This window comes from Herbaspirillum camelliae, from assembly GCF_001929405.1.
In the GTDB taxonomy this organism is placed as follows: Bacteria; Pseudomonadota; Gammaproteobacteria; order Burkholderiales; family Burkholderiaceae_D; genus Herbaspirillum; species Herbaspirillum seropedicae.
On sequence record NZ_KV880769.1, the window covers coordinates 1707906 to 1725655 of the forward strand.

Below are 17750 nucleotides of genomic sequence, written 5' to 3' on the forward strand. Positions count from 1 at the left end.
CATTTTTATGTCTAAAACCAAGGTGGCAATTATCGGGTCCGGCAATATCGGGACGGACTTGATGATCAAAATCATGCGCTTGTCCAAAGTTCTTGAAGTGGGCGCCTTTGTCGGTATCGACCCGGAATCGGATGGCCTCAAGCGTGCTGAACGCCTCGGCGTTCCAATTACTGCAGGTGGGATCGATGGCCTGACCAAGATGGATGGCTTCGCCGACATCGAGATCGTCTTTGATGCCACATCTGCCGGGGCGCACAAACACCACAATGAGGTTCTCCAGGCCTTCGGGAAGCGTGTTATCGACCTGACCCCCGCTGCCATTGGTCCATTCACCATCCCTTGCATCAACGGCGAGCAGAATCTGGACGCACCGAACGTCAACATGGTGACTTGCGGTGGACAGGCAACCATTCCGGTCGTGGCTGCTGTGAGCAAGGTGAGCAAGGTCCATTACGCAGAAATCGTTGCCTCCATCTCTTCGAAGTCGGCTGGCCCCGGTACGCGTGCCAATATCGACGAGTTTACCGAGACCACCTCGCTGGCCATCGAAAAGGTCGGTGGAGCCAATCGCGGAAAAGCCATCATCGTCCTCAATCCGGCGGAGCCGCCGCTGATCATGCGGGACACCGTTTATTGCCTGTGCGACTTCGCAGATGAGGCCGCCATCACCAGATCCATCGAGGAAACGGTGGCGCAGGTCAAATCGTATGTTCCCGGTTATCGCCTGAAGCAAGCCGTGCAGTTTGAGCGGTTTGACGACAGCAATCCCTTGTTCATCGCCGAAATGGATAAGGTCTTTACGGGCCTGAAGGTGACGACCTTCCTGGAAGTGGAAGGCGCCGCGCACTATCTCCCGGCCTATGCCGGGAACCTGGACATCATGACATCGGCGGCCCTCGCAACGGCTGAACGTATCGCGCGTCGCCAGCAGAACGACAGAATCGTGGAGGAAGTATGACAGCAGCAGCACCAGCCAAGAAACTCTATATCCAGGATGTGACGTTGCGCGATGGAATGCATGCGATCCGTCACCAGTACAGTCTGGAGCATGTGCGGAAAATTGCCCGCGCTCTTGATTCGGCAAAAGTCGATGCCATCGAAGTTGCACACGGCGATGGCTTATCAGGTTCCAGCTTCAATTATGGTTTTGGCGCCCATACCGACTGGGCCTGGATCGAGGCGGTTGCGCAAGAGATCTCTCACGCGAAGCTCACCACGCTGCTCATTCCCGGGATTGGCACGACACATGATCTCAAGCGCGCATACGACGCCGGCGTGCGCTCTGTGCGCGTGGCAACGCATTGCACCGAAGCCGACGTCTCGAGACAGCATATCGAGTATGCGCTCAAGCTGGGCATGGATGTATCGGGTTTCCTGATGATGTCGCACATGCTCGCCCCGGAGAAGCTGGCTGAGCAGGCCCGGCTGATGGAGCAATACGGTGCCCATTGCGTCTATGTGACCGACTCTGGCGGGGCAATGACGATGGACGACATCGCTGCCCGGTTCAGAGCCTATGACGCCGTGCTCAAGCCGGAGACAGAACGTGGAATCCACGCGCATCACAACCTTTCTCTGGGCGTCGCAAACTCCATCGCTGCGGTTCAGAACGGTGCTATCCGGGTTGATGCAAGCCTAGCCGGGATGGGAGCTGGCGCAGGAAATGCGCCACTGGAAGTCTTCATTGCAGTGGCCGACGTCTATGGCTGGGAGCACGGCACAGATCTCTTCGAATTGATGGATGCGGCCGAAGATCTGGTACGTCCGCTCCAGGACAGGCCCGTCCGCGTTGATCGCGAGACGCTCAGCCTAGGCTATGCCGGCGTCTATTCCAGCTTCCTTCGCCACGCTGAATCTGCCGCCGAGAAATTCGGGTTGGATACCCGCGCCATCCTGATTGAGCTTGGAAAGCGAAAGATGGTCGGCGGTCAGGAAGACATGATTGTTGATGTCGCCTTGGACATGGTCAAACAACGTCAAGTCGCAGCCTGAAGGCTCAAGAAGTAAAGGCGCCGGGCCCCGATGCCTGACGCCTCAATAAAAATCAAAAAAATCGACAATGGAGAGAGACATGTCACAGTTCCAGGCTACGCACGTCAATGACGAGCAAAACCGCGCACGGATATATCGAAAAATCTGGTGGCGGATCATTCCGCTGCTGTTCATCTGCTACGGCGTTTCCTTCATCGACCGCATCAACATTGGGTTCACCAAGCTGCAGATGAGTGAGGAGCTGGGCATTTCTGCAGCTGCATACGGACTGGCTGCCGGCATCTTCTTTCTGACCTATGCCTTGTGCGAAATTCCCAGCAATATTTATCTGGAAAAATGGGGGGCTCGTCGGACCTTTGTGCGCATCATGGTCTTGTGGGGCCTCGTTACAGTGGCCACTGCATTTATCTCCAGCGTTACCCACCTTGTCATTCTTCGCCTCCTTCTGGGGGCGTTTGAGGCCGGGTTCCTGCCAGGGATTGTTCTTTATCTGACCTTCTGGTTCCCCGCACGCATGCGAGCGCGCGTCACGGCAGTCATTTTCGTCGCCAATGCGGTGGCCGGTTCGATTGCGGCCCCTCTGACGGGCTGGATCATGTCAAGTATGAACGGCGTCATGGGAATGTCCGGCTGGAAGTGGGTGTTCATCATAGAAGGATTGCCAGCGTGCGTGCTCGGCTTGATTTCGTATGTTGTATTGCGCGACAAGCCTGAAGACGCAGAGTGGCTCACGGATGCCGAGAAGGCCATCGTGAAAGCAGACCTTGCCAATCAAGTGGTCAAAGGTGAATCCCATGAGACCGGCTTGCTACGCCAGATCTTGCGCAAGCCGATGAACTACATCGTCGCCCTGCTCTGGTTCACCGCGATCTGCAGCAACTATCTGCTGTTCTTCTGGCTGCCTACCATTGTGCGTGAAAGCGGCATCACTTCTCTTTCAACCATCGGTGTCATGACTGCGATTCCGTTGGCAATGGGCGTGGTCGGGGCCATCGTATTGAGCTGGACCTCTGACCGCTTCATGGAGCGCCGCTGGCATCTCATCAGTATTTTCCTGCTTATTTCGGGTGGCCTGATTTCCGCAGCCTTGGCCAGCTCGCTTCCGCTCATCCTGGTGGCATTTGCTGTAGCCAGCTTTGCTACGGCTGCCAGTGGCCCCCTTATCTGGTCCTTGCCGCCGACCTATCTCGACAAGAAGACGGCGCCGATAGGTATCGCACTGATCAGCACGCTGGGCAATGTCGGTGGTTTCGCCAGTCCCACATTGCTGGGTTACATCAAGTCGAGCACGGGCAGCCTCATGCCCGGTGTGGCTGGCATCGCGGGTCTTTCTGTGATCTGTCTCATCTTGGTGGTTTTCGCCGTTCCGTCGAAACCACGCGATATTTCTTCCAAAGTTAGCCTGAACAACACGTAATCCATCTTGAAGGCGTACCGCTGCCCGGATAGACAAGTACGCCTACAGGTAAAGAACGCTGCGCATTCATTGGGCACTGAGTGCAAAGCCATACGTAAAAATAGGACGCAATTATGAGTACCACCCATGACTTCGAAACCGACGTTCTCATTGTGGGCAGCGGCCCGATGGGTTCCACTGCGGCACTGGCCCTTGCTACCTACGGCGTGCGTTGCCACATGGTCTCGCGATGGAACTGGCTTGCGAACACTCCGCGCGCGCATATTACCAATCAGCGCACGATGGAAGTATTTCGTGATCTCGACATCGAGGAGGAAGTGATCCGGCAGGCAACCCCTTGGGAGTATATGGGCGACAGCCTGGTGACGACCAGCTTCGCGGGTGAGGAACTGCTGCGCATGCGTGCCTGGGGGACCGGCGAACAGCGCCATGGGGACTATGTCAAGGGCAGTCCCTGCCCCGTGGTGGATATTATCCAGCCGAAAATGGAGCCCATCCTTCTGAACAGCGCGGCAGAACGTGGCGCGTCGTTCTCCCTCAATACGGAATATCTTTCGCATGAACAGGACGACACGGGGGTTAGCGTCCGTCTTCAGGATCGGTTGAGTGGACGGGAGTACAGCGTGAGGGCGAAGTATCTCGTTGGTGCAGATGGAGCCCGGTCGCAAATTGTAGAAGAACTGGGCTTGCAGATTGAAGGGCAGATGGCTCGGGCTGGGACTGCCTATGTGATCTTCAATGCCGATCTGAGCAAATACGTCGAACACCGGCCTAGCATCTTGCATTGGATTGTCACGCAGGACGCCAGCTTCGGTGAAATCGGGCTAGGTCTGCTGCGCGCCGTCACGCCCTGGAAAAAGTGGATTGCCGGATGGGGCATCGACATCTCGAAGGGTGAGCCCGATCTGAGTGAGGAGACCATTCTCAAACAGATTCGCCTGCTCGTCGGCGCCCCCGATCTGGAGGTTGAAATCGAGCGTCAATCTGTCTGGTACGTCAACCAGGCCTACGCGACGTCCTATTCGAAAGGACGTGTGTTCTGCGGTGGCGATGCCACACATCGCCATCCACCTTCGAGCGGACTGGGCCTCAACACGTGCGTTCAGGACGCCTTCAATCTCGCCTGGAAACTGGCTTTCGTGTTGAAAGGGCACGCTAAGGACAAGCTTCTGGCTTCATACAGCGACGAGCGCGCCCCGGTGGGTAAGCAGATCGTCTTGCGCGCAAACCAGTCGCGACTGGATTATGCGCCGCTGAAGGCAGTCTTCAGAGTGGAAGGTGCTGCGAACCCTGTGGCCGCCGGTATTGCGCGCTTCAAAGACCCCGGCCCTGAGGGCGTGAAGGCCCGAAAGGCCGCACAAGATGCGCTGGCGCTGAAGGATCATGAGTTCAATGCTCAGGGGGTTGAACTCAATCAACGTTATTGCTCCGCGGCTGTTTTGCCCGATCCGAACAGCAGTGCGGAAGAATGGAAGGCAGACAAGGAGCTGTACCTTCAGGTCACTACGCGACCTGGGGCCAAATTGCCTCATGCCTGGCTGGTGAACAGTAAAGGTAGGCGCATCTCAACGCTGGATGTCATCGGAAAGGGGAAATTCACTCTGATGACCGGATTGAGCGGTGAGGCCTGGGCGCAAGCCGCCTCCGCGCTGAATGTTGAATTCCTGAAAGTGGTGCAAACAGGTACGCGTGACTATCAGGACCCGTACTGCGAATGGCAGCGCGCGCGCGAAGTCGAGGAAGCCGGGGCAATTCTGGTGCGGCCCGATGGATATGTCGCCTGGCGCGAGATTGGCGCCATTCATGACGTTCCGTCCGCCAGAGAAAAGCTGCAGTCTGCGCTTGCTGCCGTACTTGGCATCGACTGAATCACTGCCTGTCAGTTCCAGCAGGTGCGGCAGGCAGTTGCGCATTGTGCCGACCAATTTAGATACCCGTTGAAGGAGAAATGAAGATCATGAGCCAGAATATCCCGCTGACTGAAGCCAGTACCAGTAAATTTGCCGATATCAAAGAAGGCGATCTGGCCCTGCGTATCCACTACAACGACATGGGCGAAGGCGAGAAAATCGTTGTCATGCTGCATGGATCGGGGCCAGGAGCCAGTGGCTGGGCCAATTTCCACCGGAACCTTGAGCCGCTGGTGCAACAAGGTTATCGCGTCATCCTCATGGACTGTCCGGGATGGAGCAAGAGTGATCCTGTGGTGTCGACGGGCTCGCGCTCGGATCTCAATGCGCGTTCGCTGAAGGGCTTGCTTAATGCGATTGGTATTGTCATACCTGTCCACATCATCGGCAATTCGATGGGCGCACATAGCGCTGTTGCATTTGCGCTTGCCAATCCGGAACGCGTTGCCAAGCTGGTACTGATGGGAGGCGGAACGGGCGGCCCGAGCCAGTTCGTGCCGATGCCGACCGAGGGAATCAAGTCCATTCAGGCGCTCTATCGCCAACCGACCATCGAAAACCTCAAGAAGATGATGAGCATTTTCGTCTTCGATCCATCCAGCCTCACAGAAGAGATGTACCAGACGCGTCTGAACAATATCGTTTCTCGCAAGGACCACCTGGAAAACTTCGTGAAGAGCGCGGAGGCCAATCCGAAGCAATTCCCGGATCTTGGACATCGTCTGTCAGAAATCAAGGCGGAAACCCTGATTATCTGGGGACGTGATGATCGCTTCGTTCCTTTCGACATCGGCCTGCGGCTCGTCTGGGGGCTGCCCAATGCGGAACTCCACATCTTCAATCGTTGTGGCCACTGGGCCCAATGGGAACACGCCGAGAAATTCAATCGTATGGTGCTGGACTTCTTCTCCCACTGATACGCAGCGTTGTGGCAGCAGACATCCATAAAAAAGCTTGTGCTTGAAAATCGCCAGACGCCTTCACTCCGAATGCGGCTGGTGCTTTTCTTGCGTCAGTCATTACAAGGAGACATAGATGAAGCTGGTTCGTTACGGTGCAACTGGTCTGGAAAAGCCCGGCATCCTGGATCAGGCCGGCAAGATTCGCGACCTGTCGGCGCATATCAAGGACGTCAACGGCGCCGTGCTGGACGATGCCTCGCTGGAAAAGATCCGCAAGCTCGACCTCAACACCCTGCCGCTGGTGGAAGGCAATCCCCGTATCGGCGCCTGCGTGGGCAATATCGGCAAGTTCATCTGCATCGGCCTGAACTACGCGGACCACGCCGCCGAATCCAACCTCCCGATTCCGGCCGAACCGGTGGTATTCAACAAGTGGACCTCGGCCGTGGTCGGCCCCAATGACAACGTCAAGATCCCGCGCGGCTCCAAGAAGACCGACTGGGAAGTGGAACTGGGCGTGATCATCGGCAAGGGCGGCGCCTACATCGACGAGAAGGATGCCATCTCGCACGTGGCCGGCTATTGCGTGGTCAACGACGTCTCCGAGCGCGAATACCAGATCGAACGCGGTGGCACCTGGGACAAGGGCAAGGGCTGCGATTCCTTCGGCCCCATCGGCCCCTGGCTGGTGACCCGCGATGAAATCGCCGATCCGCAGAAGCTGGGCATGTGGCTGGAAGTGGATGGCAAGCGCTATCAGAACGGCAATACCAGCACCATGATCTTCAACGTGGCGCATATCGTGTCCTATCTGTCGCGCTTCATGAGCCTGCAGCCGGGTGATGTGATCTCCACCGGCACGCCACCGGGAGTGGGCATGGGCATCAAGCCCGAGGCCGTCTACCTGCGCGCTGGCCAGGCGATCCGTCTGGGTATTGATGGTCTGGGTGAGCAACACCAACAAGTTGTGCAAGGATAAATGTCCATAACACCGCACATTATTGCAGCGCTCGATTTTTGCTCATGTCACTGTATGCCGATGACCTGCTTATGTCAGGTCTGTAGGCGACACCAATTAATTAATTCATAAAGAGCACACGAGAAACAGCGCACGATATATCTGACGAGTCTGGCTAGAGAGCTCGGACCACTATTAAAAAAACTATTAATTACTACAGGAGGAATGACATGAAGAATTCAAGAATTCTCTGCGCAATTGCGCTCGTTTCAGTTGTCGTTGCGGGTCATGCGTTCGCACAAAGCGCCGTGACAGTTTATGGGATTATCGATACGGGCGTTGTCTACACGAGCAACGCAAACGCGAATGGCAATTCTGTAATGAAGATGCCATCGCTGACCGGCACTTTCCCGTCTCGCATCGGCTTTAAAGGCGTCGAAGATCTGGGGAGCGGCTTGCAAACCATCTTTGTCGCAGAAACGGGCTTTGCCCCTGACACCGGAGCAATGGGGCAAGGAAATCGAATATTCGGCCGCCAGTCCTATGTCGGCCTTAAGGGGGCTTGGGGCCAGATCATGTTGGGGCGTCAGGTCAACATGACCTACCTTGCGCCACTCAAAAGTGATGTCATGGGTCCGAACATCTTTTCCATCGGCAGCATCGACGGATATCTACCGAACGCCCGCAGCGACAACGCCATCGGCTATCTGGGTGCATTCGGTTCCTTCACGGCGGGGGCCACCTACAGCTTTGGTCGTGACGCTGCAGGTACAGGCGGTCCGGCCGCAACCAATTGCCCTGGCGAGGTAGCGGGCAACGCTAAAGCGTGCCGCCAATTTACCGGACTGCTGGCCTATGAGACCAAAGCTTATGGCATCAACAGCTCTTACGATATTCTGTACGGAAATGCTGGCGCAGCAGGTGGCTTGACCAGTAGCGACAATTGCGAGCAACGCGTGACCGTAAACGGCTATTGGATGCTCGGAGATATAAAGGTTGGTGGCGGTATTGTGGATCACCGTATCAGAGCAGCGTCGAACCTGTACAAGGATTCCGATTTGTACTATCTGGGCATGAGTTATCCATTCTCGGCCGCTCTTGTCCTGGATGCGCAGCTGGCACGACTCAATACCAAGGGTAGCTCCAATGATGTGACTTTGTCGGTGGCGCGCCTGACGTATTCCTTGTCCAAGCGTACAGCAGTCTATTCTTCTCTTGGTTATATCAAGAATGGTGGAACGTCAGCTGTTTCTCTTGATGCGGGAGGAACGGTGGGGGCAGGGAAAAACCAGCTGGGCTTAATGACAGGTGTTCGCCATACTTTCTGATACCAGCTTTCAGAAATGCTTCAAGCGAGTAGCTGTATGGGGCGCATTTTCTGGTTCCATCATTCCAGATGATTTTTCAGTGCCGCCATGAAAAGGCTCAACCCCGACGGACTGCATGCAGCTAAGTGCAGTCTGTCGTGGGATATCGCCTTTTCGGTTTGCCCGCGTAACCGTCTCGGCAGGCGACACTCACATCAGCGTATCGATGATTCCACCGTCAACACGGAGGGCGGCACCAGTCGTTGCAGATGACAATGGGGAGGCCACATAGACCACCATATTGGCAACTTCTTGTACGCTGGCAGCGCGACGGATGATGGAGCTCGGTCGCATCGCTGTAATGACTTTGGCTGCAGCTGTTTCAAGAGACTCTTCCTCTGCGCGCATCGCCCCGATCATGTTAGCCATTGCCTCTGTCATCGTGGGCCCGGGAAGAACCGAATTGATGGTCACGCCAGTACCGGCAAATCGCTTTGCCAATCCGCGGGCGAGCGAAACAATAGCAGTCTTGCTCACGCCATAATGAATCATCTCCGGCGGAATATTGAACGCCGATTCTGAGCTGATGAATATCATTCGGCCCCATCCATTCTTCTCCATTGCCGGCAAATATGCCCGAGCCAGGCGTACCCCCGTCATCATATTAATCTGCCAATGCCGATCCCACGCGGCGTCGTCAACCTCGAAGAAATCGCCCATTTCAAAGATGCCAAGATTGCTGACCACGATATCAGCATGGGGGACTTCCTCCATGAGTCTGGTCATGCCGCCCGGATCAGCGAGATCGACCGCTACTCCTCTGGCATCTCCTCCAAGCTGCGTGAGCGCTGCCTCCAGCTTATCCTTCGACCGGCCATTAATGATTACACTGGCTCCTGATAGTGCTAATCCTTGCGCAATGGCCAAGCCGATACCTTCGCTCGATCCTGTCACCAATGCCGTCTTTCCCGACAGATCAATCTTCATAAGTATTCATTAACGTTTATATTAAAAACCGGCACCGTCAGACGAAAAACAGACAATCGGACTGCCACCCGACCATCACCTCGGAATAACTCAACATCTGCGACACAGATGTCTTCGGTTGATCTACGTTACAGCGCGGCGCTCCCAACTTCATCCTGCTTCGTCAAGCGGCCTAGATGAGACAAATTTCCTCAGTGTATTTTTTGCCGTCTGATCGGAACGTGGACGCCTTAGACCAAAAATAGCTTGGCTGTGGCCAGCGAACTCATCCACTGCTATCGGTAACCACCAGGCACGCTTCCAACCACTGTGCCGTCTCCATTGTTTTCATAACCGGAGATTTGCTCCATTTATTATGTGGAGATATCATCCACTTTTGCAAGCTAATTTGAATATGACGAACAAATTTCCCCGAATAGAAGAGCCTTCGTTAAGAGCCGATGCGGCCCGCAATCGTGAGCGTATCCTGGCGGCAGCCGAAGAGGTCTTTCTGGAACGCGGATCTGACGCTTCGCTTGACGACATCGCTAAACGCGCTAAAGTTGGGATTGGCACCCTGTATCGTCGCTTCCCAACTAGGGAGGCGTTGCTTGCGGCTGCAAATGACGAGCGCCTGATGGCGTTGGCCAACGCTAGCCGACGACGCGACCACAAGCTGCAGCCGGCTGATTCGGTACGCGCTTTCGTCAGTGATCTTGTTGCGCACGCGTGTCACTATCGGGGACTGGCTGCGGCGCTGGGTGCAGTATTGAAGAGTGGAACGCCCGGTTGCCACGCTAGCGGCGAAGAAGTACGACGCTTGCTCGAGCGCGCACAAAATGCGGGAGCCGTTCGTAAGGACGTCTCCTTCGAGGATCTCGTTTGTATGGTGGTAGCGATTTCACTTAGCGTTGAGCAAGGTAGTACGACGAAACCGCGGATCGCGCATTTGACCGACCTGTTCCTAGATGGAATCAGTGTGAGGTAAATATTTTGCAGTGGAAATTCCCGTTGTTCCTGGGCCTGTTACTCCGCGAGCCGGCGTCGCTTTTGCTTATGCGCGTACAAAGATAACCGACGCGTGCTGATGGCCCTCGCGCTCCATCAATTGTGTGGATACCAAACAGACTTGAGGCACCTTAAAGAGGCGAACCCCTCGACTGTGCAGTTGATGACGGGCCGCTTCAGATGAGGCTCTTGAGTGGCTCGGAGCCGGCGAACGTGCCAAAAAAGGTCAATAAATGTGTCTGTCAAAACAAGAAAAACAGGCGAATGCCAGAAGAACTGACATCGCCTGTGTTCCTTGCTGGGCGTGAGTTAGTGCTTGATTCCGATTGCACCAGGGAGCGAATTAACTTTCCTCGACACAAATACATGTAAGCCAGAAATAGTTGGCTTCCCAAAATCCTGGATTTCCAACCTAAGAGCCAGCACCAGCGTACCTTTCAGTCTCTCTTGGAACAGGTAGTTTCGCCTAAAATTACTCCCCCTCGACATCAAAAATCGTATTTTCGTGAAAAACGGAAAAAGAAGACGTTCTTTTTAGCACCGACGGGCATTTCCACCCGATTTCGCCCCGTTATGACGTGTGCGCAGTACCTCCGGCAATGCGTTCTCCCCATCAAGACTAGGCTATTCGAATCCTCGCGTGGAACTGGCGAGCGGCGCCAAAGGACATGCCCCACTGGAGACTTGGTGTAGGCGTGAATGTATTTTGCCGCCCCCTGTACAGCGGTAGCTGTGGCGAGTGCCTTCGGATTGATTGCGTCCAGGTACTGAAACAGGGGCGCAATCATGGGAGCGTTTAAGCGAAGCGCCGTTGCAGACCGCGCTCTATCGACGATGCCTATTCAGGCTTGTTCTTCCGTTTCTTCCCGGTTTCGTTTTTTTGGCCCGCGATATCGAGGAGCGTCCGCACTACACTCGGATTCGCTTGAGTCAATCTCGCCTCCTCTACCTCATAGCCATATAGTTCTTCCAAGGCCTTCACGACGCCGGCGGACCTGGAGAATCCACCTTCGCAGTGAACTATCAAGCTATGTATTGAGGAGGGGAGAGCCTGGACAAAACCCAATATGGCTTCAGCGTCTTGCCTTGTCATCGCGGCCGGCAGTTTTTCCGCCGCTCTGGCGGAGATTTCTCCAAGAAAATCGACGTCGGCGAAACTGAGGCGCAAAAGATATTCGTACGCTGGTAGCTGCGCTGGTGCTTTCTCAGGCGCGGTAATCGAAACTACAGCGACACCTGTTATCAGAGGAATTTTCTCAGCGTCGCCCCTAGAGAGTGCGAACACTCGTCGCCCGTGCTCTGGAGGACGATAGAGTTTGGTGATGATGTCTTTGACTCGAGTGTTCATTTGGAGAATCTACACCATCATCAAACTCACGCGATGCTTTACTTATCCGATGTGCCGTTAATCGAACCTATCGGCGTTACTGCTCGATTAAAGGTACATGCCCCTCGCATCCCCTGTTGCAGCCCTGTCTTGGTCTATACACTATCTTTCGGACTGGTGGCGCCAAGTCCATAGATGCAGATAGGGACCCGCCGTGAAGACGCTAGAAGACATCTCCGATTATCTCCGCAATGCGCTCAGCAGTTCGGCATACGACTACGACGCCCTCGACGCCGAACTGGGGCTCGCCGCGGGCACCATTGTGCGCATCCTGGACGCGACAGGCGACTATTCCGTCATGGAGCTGATGGTGGTGCTGAACCGCTTCGGCCTCGGACTCGATATCTTCGACCAGATAGAGCTGAAGAAAATGAAAGAAGGACCGCGTGGCCCTTTGCCAGAGCTCACCGTCAAGACGAGGGTTCAGATTGCTGTGGACAATATTGCCCAACCAAAGAGGAGTTCCAATTGAAAAGCGTTGATGTTTACTACGAAGGCTGGGGAGAACGCTGGCCTCTAGGAGTATTAAAGCAGGGCACTGACGGCAACGTCGTCTTTAGCTACACCTTCCAAGCTGTCATGCAAGACCTTGAGCTGTCTCCGCTCAAACTCCCGATGGAAGAGCAATCGTTCACCTTCCGGCGGGAACAAAAATTTCTGCCGGGGCTATTCGCAGATAGCTTGCCCGACGGGTGGGGGATGATGTTGATGGACCAGTATTGGCGCAAGAACGGCCTCGAAATCGACGACGTGTCATCACTTGACCGTCTGGCTCTCCTTGGAAGCCAGACGATGGGTGCTCTGACATACGCGCCGGCCCAAGTCTTGACTGCGCCCACGACAACCTTTGACCTTTGTGAGCTGGCACAACAGGCACAGGATGTTATGCGCGGTAAGGATAGCGAGTTCTTTCTTCAACTACTTGCGGCAGGAGCTGCTCCGCACGGCGCACGGCCCAAGATTCTGGTGGATTACAACCCGTCTACCGGTGACATGAAGACGCAGGGCATCGCAAACGGTATCCCCTGGATGGTGAAATTCCAATTGCCCGGTGAGCACAAAGAGGTGTGCGCCATTGAGAACAGCTACGCCGCCTTGGCGCGGGACTGTGGATTAGACATACCTGCCACGCGATACTTTGACCTATCCAAGAAGCTGGGCGCTTTCGGTGTCGCTCGCTTCGATGTGGAAAACGGCTTGCGCGTGCCAGTCCATACGTTGGCGGGCATTACAGGTGCAGACTTCCGCGTGCCTGGGGCATTGGGCTATGCAGAGTTCCTCCAGGTTACGCGCGAGCTCACAGGAGAAGGGGGCGAGGTGGAAAAGGCATTTGCCCGCGTGGTGTTCAATGTCGTATTCAATAATCGAGACGACCATCCCAAGAACATCTCCTTCTGTATCGACAAGGACGGCCGCTGGAAGCTGTCGCCGGCCTATGACTTGACTTTTGCAGCGGGTCCAGGTGGCTATCATCAGATGGATGTGATGGGAGAAGCGGAGGCAATCACTCGTAACCACATGATTGAGCTTGCTGCTTATGCAGACATCTCGAGCGACAAGGCGCAAGAATATATAGACAGGCATTTGGCTGTCGCTGGCGGCTTTGCCGAGGCATTCGATGCCGCGGAAGTCCGTGCGGCCACAGTTCGCGGCATGGCCGCCCAGGTGAAGGCCAATGTGGAGCGATTGAGTTAACTGTTTGGGAAACAGCGTTATCCCGGAAACGGATAATTATCCAGACTCCGTATAACGCGGTATAGCGGCGCAATTCATTGATTCTCTAAGAGTCGGATACACCCATGGAGTATCACTTCATCCTCCGATATCTGCTAGACCCGGCCGACGCCGCCGGTGGCGTGGACGATATCCTCGAACGGCTTGGTGAAGCGGGCTGCCTGGATGCTCTGGTTGGAATAAGTGCGCCTGGGAAAATTGTTCTCGATTTCACGCGCAGTGCTACCTCTTTGGCGCAGGCAATTCGTATTGCTGTAGCGGACGTTGAGAGTGCCATACTTACTGCAGTGCTGCATTCGACGGAGGTTCCAGACAACAGGGAGGAAGAGGACATCGCCCTTATGGCAAAACTGGCCCTCATGGAGAGCCTGATGAAGGAGCTCGCGGCTTGGATAGATGAGAACCAACTTACGTACGCCGGTGCCGCAGAAAAACTTGGGGTGAAGCCTGCGCGGGTATATGAAATAACGAGGATGAATCCTGAGAATATCACTATCGATTCTCTCGTCGACATCCTGTTGCGAGCGGGGAAGAATGTCCGCTTTGAGATAGAAGCGCCAGCCGGCCCTCGATATAAGCTGGCCGCCCTGAAGACGGAAATGCCGCAAGGGCTACCACGTGTCGCAGATGGGGATGATATGCCCGCGGCCGGGCTGGAGACAAGCTAATTTCCGTTTTGAATGGGGCAGCCGCCCTAGAGCTCGTTGAGGCATTCTCCGTTCTCTCGGACGTTCATCCAGGGGAATTCGTGTACGTCTGTATTCGTAGAGACCCCGCATTCCACTCTGGCTGCCAGCCGAATGGCCCATACTCGGTTGACCTCCATGTCGGCTCATCTTGCCGTCTTGCAAAGAACTATGTAGGGTTGAGCCTCGGCGAAGCCAATGAAGTTACACTACGGTATCTCTTGAAGCATGTAGACGGAATTGCTCCCACGCTGCATTGATTTGCGTTGTAACCATCGGCTTGATATGCTGTTTTAAAGGACCTCTTGAGCCGACTCGCGAGGTCGCCCGCCAAGTTCTGCTTGGCCTAGCAATCGCTGGGTAAGAGGAATCGGACCCGATGGACCAGAGGCCCCGCTTGTCGGGGCTTCTGCATGTTGATACGGTATTTGCGCCGTGGCTGATTTCGTGCCTCGAAATCGAGTGGCGTTACATACCACCATGCTCCAGTTTTCTTAAGAGAAAAAATCCTCCCTGCCGCTTCGGTGAGAGCCAACAGCTAGTAAGGAGGTCTAGTCGAAAGACTAGCAAGGCTTAGCAAAAGCGGGTGTTCGTCGTAAAAGTTAAGCGCCGCCTCATCTTAGGAATGAGGTTCCACCTGGAGTGGAATAACCAAGAGAAGTCCCGCGACCTGTTCCTGAGACGCCTCTATTTTTCCTTGAGCCGCGGCACAGCCGATTTCGATTGTGCCGCAACATCTCTGGAAGTAGAGGGAATCGTCCCGCTGCCGCACTGAATATGCGTTGTAATCATCCGCTTGATAACCTGTATCACATGACCTTTTCAGCCGACTCCAGAATTCGCCCCCCAAGTTTTGCTTGGCCTAGCAACCGCTGGGTATGAGGAATCGGAGCCGATGGACCAGAAGCCTCGCTAGTCGGGGCTTCTGCATTTTTAGAAGAAATTTACTTGGACCAGTTGAATCCCTTGGCTCTATCGGACAGCATATCGAATGCGTCTGTTTCTTTGCCTTCTTCGTAGTCGCGATTTGAGGCATATGGGAACTTGACCAGGAAAATTCTCTGCTCAAATTGGTCAGAAATCACTAAAGACTCCATGGCTTCAGCAGTTTGATGCCAGACTCCGGGCGCAACTCTGCGAAGCTGGCCGCGCATAAGTTTTCCCTCTCGAAGAGATATTCTGACTTCCTCTGGAAGTTCTTCTCCTGGCGCGCGGTAGCATTGCATTCGCTTCGCCGCCTGGCTGCAGTAGCTCCAATGTATAAAATCGTCTGAGTCTGCGACGATAAGCATTGCCGCTTCCTCGGTAAATTCCAACCATTTCAACGCAGTGGCTGTGAGTGACGTGCCATAGCGCTCGGCACATTCACCCAGTAGCTCGAAAGTTACTTGCAGTCCTTTGATTTGGTCTTCGAAGTCTGTTCTTGGCATCAACAGGTACGATGCAAAAATATTGGCTTGGCTCTCGATTCGCTTGGACTCAACACTGTCGTAGTCCATCATCTGCTCTTGACCGCACTTGAAATCGTCTCGGGTTGTACGATGCAGCAGGTAATGACCGAATTCATGCGCCAAGGTAAAGTTGACCCGTCCGGGAATGGAGATGTTTCCATCATAGGAAATACACCAGTCATTGCGCTTCTTGCGGCACACTAGCATGCCATCGATACCATCCAGCCCATGAGGTGCATGGTCGATGATTTCGCGGATTGGGTCTGAGAATTTCTTTGATGTGTAATCAAGCGCCAGTAATTTGACGTCGACGGGAAATCCCATGCCAGCTGCACGCCATAGTTTGGCTAGGTCAATTCCCCATCGTACTGGCGAGCTCGGGTCACTCATCGTCGTCGTCGATTGCCCTTAGAAATTTCTCGAGTTGTGCTCGCTTCTTCGCATTCAGCTGACCGATTCTTCTGAAAAAGACCTCGTCAGCATCCGACTTGGTGACTTCAGTTTTGTTGTCGTCCAAGAGGAATTCAACTGTCACCTCAAACACTTCCGCCAAGCGCGCCAGTTTGTCGGCGGATGGTCTTACAACCGGGCGATTCTCCAGCTCCCAGATGTAACTCTTGCTAGAGCCTGTTTTTTCTGCCAATTGGTCAAGCGTCAAGTTCAGGCGCTTGCGTTGCGTCCGTATTTTTTCACCTAAAACCGTTGCTGCTTTTGTTGCCACTGTGAAATCTCCTGTTCATGAAGTTCAGAGTAGACGCATTATTTATGCTTGACAAGTGGATTTTGGGTGGCAATACTATAAGTGCGTCTACTCCGAACAATTTGGGGTGACTTCTTTTAGAAAGGATGTAACGATGGCAACAACAATTAAGTGTGTGGCTCGTCGCATGGCCGAGGGCAATGGTCATGAGCACATCAGCCACTTGTGGTGGGAGCGGGTCGATGACGCAAATGTAGTGCACTCGTCAGGGGTGTGTACCCGCCAAGAAATGGTCGAGTTCATCGAGAAAAATGGTGATTACTCGGTGTGGTGCCCTGACAAGAATCCCAAATTGAAAGGGGCGTGGGTACGCGTTCACAGCAATGGCCGTATCAAGTACGTGCAGACGGTGGCTGATGGCAGGACTACTGACAATCTGCTTTCCCTGCCACTGCGCTGAAAGCGCATTCTTCAATCTTTGGAGGTTCTAAAAATGACCGACAAGCGTATTTATGTTGAACGGCGCCCGGAAGGTGACTATGCCGTGAGGCGGCCAAATTCGCAGCGTGCCAGCGATGTCTTGCCGACACAGCGCGAAGCCATTGACCGCGCGAAGCAGTTGAACAATGGTGTTGCGCCGCACGTGGAGCGTGTTCGTCACACGTCCGGCGGCAATCCTGACAAGTGGCGTAAGCCGTAATTGATGGCAACAGGGTCCACCTTCAGCAAGAGGTTGTCCATGTCGTGCCCCGACGACCCTGATTGAGTCTACAGTTCCCCGATGAATTAGTGCTTTCGTTCCTTCTTGCGCATATCTTTTAAACGCACCACCGCACGTTCCAAGGTTATTTTCTGTGCCTTGAGGGCGTCGCAGTCAATGCGGAAGTGAGCTGAAATTATGGTCTGACGTTGTTCCTATACTTGTTTGGTATCCGTGGCCACGGCAATTGAGACTGCCGCGCGGAGCCTTTTTAAGGACCAACACGTAGCGAGTAAATATGACCAAGCGTATGAAAAAGCAGCCTTTCGAGGCTATTTCAATGACGGATTATTCCCGAGCGATTCATGACCGTCGGAAGCACCAGGAAAATAAGGCGGCTCGGAAGAATGCCTCGCCGGTGATAGTTTATAAGCCAGATGGCGACGGCAACATGGTTGCAGTCCAGGAGGTTGCCCTCCCGCCGCCGAAGCGCGTGTCCAGGAGTCGCAATCTCAAGCGAATCTGGTCAACACTGTGATGGCGCCTTCGAAGTGAGACATCTGCCCAGCTTTATGTTCTCAAGCCCGCGAATGCGGGCTTTTCTAATTGATGCCTGTGAGGTTGTTCTCGTC

The 17750-nt window shown here is 54.5% G+C and carries 18 protein-coding genes; 14 read left to right on the forward strand and 4 right to left on the reverse strand.

What is annotated here, in order from left to right; genetic code table 11:
- Positions 1–7: 7 nt before the first annotated feature.
- The 7 genes from BGK68_RS07555 (at position 8) to BGK68_RS07585 (ending at position 8507) form a co-directional block, all read left to right on the forward strand.
- The gene (locus BGK68_RS07555; protein ID WP_075256581.1) at positions 8–958 is read left to right on the forward strand and encodes an acetaldehyde dehydrogenase (acetylating); all 951 of its coding nucleotides are present in this window, start codon (positions 8–10) and stop codon (positions 956–958) included.
- Entirely contained in the window at positions 955–1992 is a 1038-nt protein-coding gene (gene dmpG, locus BGK68_RS07560; protein ID WP_075256582.1) for a 4-hydroxy-2-oxovalerate aldolase, read from the forward strand. The genes BGK68_RS07555 and dmpG overlap by 4 nt, the downstream gene beginning before the upstream one ends.
- 79 nt (positions 1993–2071) lie before the next feature.
- Positions 2072–3409, forward strand: coding sequence for an MFS transporter (locus tag BGK68_RS07565; protein ID WP_075256583.1), 1338 nt, complete (start codon positions 2072–2074; stop codon positions 3407–3409).
- A gap of 113 nt (positions 3410–3522) precedes the next feature.
- The gene (locus tag BGK68_RS07570) at positions 3523–5277 is read left to right on the forward strand and encodes an FAD-dependent oxidoreductase (RefSeq protein WP_075256584.1); all 1755 of its coding nucleotides are present in this window, start codon (positions 3523–3525) and stop codon (positions 5275–5277) included.
- A gap of 89 nt (positions 5278–5366) precedes the next feature.
- Positions 5367–6236, forward strand: coding sequence for an alpha/beta fold hydrolase (locus BGK68_RS07575; protein ID WP_075259719.1), 870 nt, complete (start codon positions 5367–5369; stop codon positions 6234–6236).
- A gap of 118 nt (positions 6237–6354) precedes the next feature.
- A complete protein-coding gene (locus tag BGK68_RS07580) occupies positions 6355–7200 on the forward strand; it encodes a fumarylacetoacetate hydrolase family protein (protein ID WP_075256585.1) in 846 nt (281 codons plus the stop codon).
- A 209-nt stretch (positions 7201–7409) separates the two neighbouring features.
- On the forward strand, positions 7410–8507 hold the full coding sequence (locus BGK68_RS07585) for a porin (protein WP_075256586.1): 1098 nt from the start codon (positions 7410–7412) through the stop codon (positions 8505–8507).
- Positions 8508–8696: 189 nt separating this feature from the next.
- Here BGK68_RS07585 and BGK68_RS07590 read toward each other — a convergent pair whose 3' ends face one another.
- Positions 8697–9473, reverse strand: a complete 777-nt coding sequence (locus tag BGK68_RS07590; protein WP_075256587.1) for an SDR family NAD(P)-dependent oxidoreductase — start codon at positions 9471–9473, stop codon at positions 8697–8699.
- Between the two features lie 394 nt (positions 9474–9867).
- Between BGK68_RS07590 and BGK68_RS07595 the strand changes: the two genes are divergently transcribed.
- Entirely contained in the window at positions 9868–10440 is a 573-nt protein-coding gene (locus tag BGK68_RS07595) for a TetR/AcrR family transcriptional regulator (protein WP_075256588.1), read from the forward strand.
- Between the two features lie 858 nt (positions 10441–11298).
- On the opposite strand, the gene BGK68_RS07600 is transcribed toward BGK68_RS07595, so the two are convergent.
- Positions 11299–11808: a hypothetical protein gene (locus tag BGK68_RS07600; RefSeq protein ID WP_075256589.1), complete on the reverse strand. Its 510-nt coding sequence runs from the start codon at positions 11806–11808 to the stop codon at positions 11299–11301.
- Between the two features lie 193 nt (positions 11809–12001).
- Between BGK68_RS07600 and BGK68_RS27795 the strand changes: the two genes are divergently transcribed.
- The 3 genes from BGK68_RS27795 to BGK68_RS07615 all read left to right on the forward strand — a co-directional run bounded on the left by BGK68_RS27795 (position 12002) and on the right by BGK68_RS07615 (position 14249).
- Complete coding sequence (locus tag BGK68_RS27795; RefSeq protein WP_075256590.1) at positions 12002–12319, forward strand: hypothetical protein; 318 nt, start codon at positions 12002–12004, stop codon at positions 12317–12319.
- Entirely contained in the window at positions 12316–13542 is a 1227-nt protein-coding gene (locus BGK68_RS07610; RefSeq protein WP_075256591.1) for a type II toxin-antitoxin system HipA family toxin, read from the forward strand. Before BGK68_RS27795 ends, BGK68_RS07610 begins: the two co-directional genes overlap by 4 nt.
- Before the next feature lie 104 nt (positions 13543–13646).
- A complete protein-coding gene (locus BGK68_RS07615; RefSeq protein WP_075256592.1) occupies positions 13647–14249 on the forward strand; it encodes an XRE family transcriptional regulator in 603 nt (200 codons plus the stop codon).
- A 962-nt stretch (positions 14250–15211) separates the two neighbouring features.
- Here BGK68_RS07615 and BGK68_RS07625 read toward each other — a convergent pair.
- Together BGK68_RS07625 and BGK68_RS07630 are read right to left on the reverse strand one after the other, a co-directional pair.
- On the reverse strand, positions 15212–16042 hold the full coding sequence (locus BGK68_RS07625) for an ImmA/IrrE family metallo-endopeptidase (protein ID WP_083657752.1): 831 nt from the start codon (positions 16040–16042) through the stop codon (positions 15212–15214).
- Positions 16043–16100: 58 nt separating this feature from the next.
- The gene (locus BGK68_RS07630) at positions 16101–16439 is read right to left on the reverse strand and encodes a helix-turn-helix domain-containing protein (protein WP_075256595.1); all 339 of its coding nucleotides are present in this window, start codon (positions 16437–16439) and stop codon (positions 16101–16103) included.
- A 133-nt stretch (positions 16440–16572) separates the two neighbouring features.
- Here BGK68_RS07630 and BGK68_RS07635 point away from each other — a divergent pair, with 133 nt between their 5' ends.
- The 3 genes from BGK68_RS07635 to BGK68_RS07645 all read left to right on the forward strand — a co-directional run bounded on the left by BGK68_RS07635 (position 16573) and on the right by BGK68_RS07645 (position 17656).
- Positions 16573–16878: a DUF3892 domain-containing protein gene (locus tag BGK68_RS07635; protein ID WP_075256596.1), complete on the forward strand. Its 306-nt coding sequence runs from the start codon at positions 16573–16575 to the stop codon at positions 16876–16878.
- Between the two features lie 33 nt (positions 16879–16911).
- Entirely contained in the window at positions 16912–17118 is a 207-nt protein-coding gene (locus BGK68_RS07640) for a DUF2188 domain-containing protein (RefSeq protein ID WP_075256597.1), read from the forward strand.
- A 298-nt stretch (positions 17119–17416) separates the two neighbouring features.
- Positions 17417–17656 (forward strand): hypothetical protein, encoded by a 240-nt coding sequence (locus BGK68_RS07645; RefSeq protein WP_075256598.1) that lies wholly within the window; start codon positions 17417–17419, stop codon positions 17654–17656.
- Positions 17657–17750 lie beyond the last annotated feature (94 nt).

What these genes read in the sequence shown, in the direction of transcription:
- BGK68_RS07555 (WP_075256581.1), top strand. Translation starts at nt 8, where the DNA reads ATGTCTAAAACCAAGGTGGCAATTATCGGGTCCGGCAATATCGGGACG.
- dmpG (WP_075256582.1), top strand. Translation starts at nt 955, where the DNA reads ATGACAGCAGCAGCACCAGCCAAGAAACTCTATATCCAGGATGTGACG.
- BGK68_RS07565 (WP_075256583.1), top strand. Translation starts at nt 2,072, where the DNA reads ATGTCACAGTTCCAGGCTACGCACGTCAATGACGAGCAAAACCGCGCA.
- BGK68_RS07570 (WP_075256584.1), top strand. Translation starts at nt 3,523, where the DNA reads ATGAGTACCACCCATGACTTCGAAACCGACGTTCTCATTGTGGGCAGC.
- BGK68_RS07575 (WP_075259719.1), top strand. Translation starts at nt 5,367, where the DNA reads ATGAGCCAGAATATCCCGCTGACTGAAGCCAGTACCAGTAAATTTGCC.
- BGK68_RS07580 (WP_075256585.1), top strand. Translation starts at nt 6,355, where the DNA reads ATGAAGCTGGTTCGTTACGGTGCAACTGGTCTGGAAAAGCCCGGCATC.
- BGK68_RS07585 (WP_075256586.1), top strand. Translation starts at nt 7,410, where the DNA reads ATGAAGAATTCAAGAATTCTCTGCGCAATTGCGCTCGTTTCAGTTGTC.
- BGK68_RS07590 (WP_075256587.1), bottom strand. Translation starts at nt 9,473, where the DNA reads ATGAAGATTGATCTGTCGGGAAAGACGGCATTGGTGACAGGATCGAGC.
- BGK68_RS07595 (WP_075256588.1), top strand. Translation starts at nt 9,868, where the DNA reads ATGACGAACAAATTTCCCCGAATAGAAGAGCCTTCGTTAAGAGCCGAT.
- BGK68_RS07600 (WP_075256589.1), bottom strand. Translation starts at nt 11,808, where the DNA reads ATGAACACTCGAGTCAAAGACATCATCACCAAACTCTATCGTCCTCCA.
- BGK68_RS07615 (WP_075256592.1), top strand. Translation starts at nt 13,647, where the DNA reads ATGGAGTATCACTTCATCCTCCGATATCTGCTAGACCCGGCCGACGCC.
- BGK68_RS07625 (WP_083657752.1), bottom strand. Translation starts at nt 16,042, where the DNA reads ATGGGATTTCCCGTCGACGTCAAATTACTGGCGCTTGATTACACATCA.
- BGK68_RS07635 (WP_075256596.1), top strand. Translation starts at nt 16,573, where the DNA reads ATGGCAACAACAATTAAGTGTGTGGCTCGTCGCATGGCCGAGGGCAAT.
- BGK68_RS07640 (WP_075256597.1), top strand. Translation starts at nt 16,912, where the DNA reads ATGACCGACAAGCGTATTTATGTTGAACGGCGCCCGGAAGGTGACTAT.
- BGK68_RS07645 (WP_075256598.1), top strand. Translation starts at nt 17,417, where the DNA reads ATGACCAAGCGTATGAAAAAGCAGCCTTTCGAGGCTATTTCAATGACG.